Here is a 2,400-nt window from a genome sequence, read left to right on the forward strand (position 1 = left end):
CCCCTACCCACGCTCCCCGCATTGCCGAGGTTTCACGCAACACCGCCGAAACCCAGATCATCGTCAAGCTCAACCTGGACGGCACCGGTAAAGCCAGCCTTTCCACGGGCATAGGCTTTTTCGACCACATGCTGGACCAGATCGCCCGCCACGGGTTGATCGACCTCGACATCCAGGCCAAGGGCGATTTGCACATTGACGGCCACCACACGGTGGAAGACGTGGGCATCACGCTGGGCCAGGCTGTGGCCAAGGCTGTGGGAGACAAAAAAGGCCTGCGCCGCTACGGCCACGCCTATGTGCCGCTCGACGAGGCGCTGTCGCGCGTGGTGGTCGATTTTTCGGGCCGTCCGGGCCTCGAGATGCATGTTCCTTTCAAGAGCGGCATGATCGGCACCTTCGACAGCCAGCTCGCCTACGAATTCTTCCAGGGCTTTGTGAACCACGCCTTTGTGACCTTGCACATCGACAACCTCAAGGGCGAGAACGCCCACCACCAGGCCGAAACCGTGTTCAAGGCATTTGCCCGCGCGCTGCGTATGGCGCTGGAGATCGACCCGCGCGCCGCAGGCGTGATTCCATCGACCAAGGGTTCGCTGTAACCCCTTCGCACTCAACGCCGGGAACACGTCCAATCCTTGTTTTAATGCCTGTTTTTGCCTCCAGACCAATGGTGACGGGCGCAAGCAGCTATTAAATTCGTAGCAAACTACCTTTCGACTTTCAATGGCAAAACCCAAAACAGTCGCCGTGGTCGACTACGGCATGGGCAACCTGCACTCCGTGTCACAGGCTGTTCGCCATGTGGCGGGCGGCAGCGGCTTTGACGTGCTGGTCACCTCCCGGGCCGAAGATGTGATGTCGGCCGAACGCATCGTGCTGCCTGGCCAGGGCGCCATTGCCGACTGCATGCGCGAGCTCGCAGATTCCGGCATGCTGGAGTCGGTGCTGCACGCTGYGGCCAACAAGCCGCTGTTCGGTGTTTGTGTTGGCATGCAGATGCTGCTGAGCCACAGCGACGAAGGCCAGCCCGGCGACGGCGGCGTGGGTACCACCGGCCTCGGATTAATCCCTGGGGAGGTCACCAAATTCGAGCTGGCCGGCAAAATCCAGCCCGACGGCAGCCGTTACAAGGTGCCGCAGATGGGCTGGAACCAGGTTTACCAAAATGGTGCGGGCACGGCCAGGGCCCACCCGGTCTGGGCTGGCGTGCCCGACGGCGCGTACTTTTATTTTGTACACAGCTTTTATGCCCGGCCGTCGGATGCACACCACATCGCGGGGGAGGCCGACTACGGCGCGCGCTTTACGGCGGCGATTGCACGCGATAATATTTTTGCCACCCAGTTCCACCCCGAAAAGAGTGCCGACCATGGGCTGGCCCTGTACCGCAATTTCCTGCACTGGAATCCCTGAATACCTTGGGTCAGACCCGGTACCGGGGCGTCCGGCTTTTTGTTACCCTGAGCGTCCGTTTTGTACTTTACCGTTTTACCGTCTTTAACCGCACATGCTACTTATCCCCGCGATTGACCTGAAAGACGGTCACTGCGTCCGCCTCAAACAGGGCGACATGGATCAATCCACCATCTTCAGCGAAGACCCGGCCGCCATGGCGCGCAGCTGGGTCGACAAGGGCGCGCGGCGCCTGCACCTGGTGGACCTGAATGGTGCGTTCGCAGGCAAGCCCCGCAACGAGGCAGCCATCAAGCAGATCCTGGCGGAAGTCGGCAGCGAGATCGATGTGCAGCTGGGTGGCGGCATCCGTGACCTGGACACCATCGAGCGCTACCTCGATGCTGGCCTGCGCTACGTCATCATCGGCACGGCCGCTGTAAAGAACCCCGGCTTCCTGCAGGACGCCTGCACCGCGTTCGGCGGCCACATCATCGTTGGCCTCGACGCCAAGGACGGCAAAGTAGCCACCGACGGCTGGAGCAAGATGACCGGCCACGAGGTCATCGATCTCGGCAAGAAATTCCAGGACTACGGCGTCGAATCCATCATCTACACCGATATCGGCCGCGACGGCATGCTGACCGGCATCAACATCGACGCCACCGTCAAGCTCGCCCAGGCGCTGACGATTCCCGTGATCGCTTCGGGCGGCCTTTCGAACATGGCTGACATCGAAAAACTCTGCGAGGTCGAGGAAGAGGGCGTGGAAGGTGTGATCTGCGGGCGCTCGATTTACAGCGGTGATCTCGATTTTGAGAAAGCCCAGGCCAGGGCCGATGAACTGAACGGCTGAGACAGGACTTTCTTCATTGGAGAAGCCTGTTACTCCCAACTGGTTTTGGGCTATTTGGGGAGTCTCACTATTGGCTGCCGCTCCTCTCATGTTTGTGGCCGGTTTCGTCATCTGGTTCGGGCTTGATACCGCGTCTTATCTTGTGGGAT

General features: G+C 60.5%; 3 protein-coding genes. All 3 read left to right on the top strand.

Going from position 1 to position 2,400, the window contains the following annotated elements:
• Positions 1–602 (top strand): imidazoleglycerol-phosphate dehydratase HisB (gene hisB / locus AC1DWI_RS19930; RefSeq protein ID WP_477725548.1); only part of this gene is annotated, 602 nt, incomplete at its 5' end.
• A gap of 124 nt (positions 603–726) precedes the next feature.
• Positions 727–1,416, top strand: a complete 690-nt coding sequence (gene hisH / locus AC1DWI_RS19935) for an imidazole glycerol phosphate synthase subunit HisH (protein WP_477725549.1) — start codon at positions 727–729, stop codon at positions 1,414–1,416.
• Between the two features lie 94 nt (positions 1,417–1,510).
• Positions 1,511–2,251, top strand: coding sequence for a 1-(5-phosphoribosyl)-5-[(5-phosphoribosylamino)methylideneamino]imidazole-4-carboxamide isomerase (gene hisA, locus AC1DWI_RS19940; RefSeq protein ID WP_477658834.1), 741 nt, complete (start codon positions 1,511–1,513; stop codon positions 2,249–2,251).
• The last annotated feature ends 149 nt before the right edge of the window (positions 2,252–2,400 follow it).

This window comes from Polaromonas sp. P3_C2 (assembly GCF_056402675.1).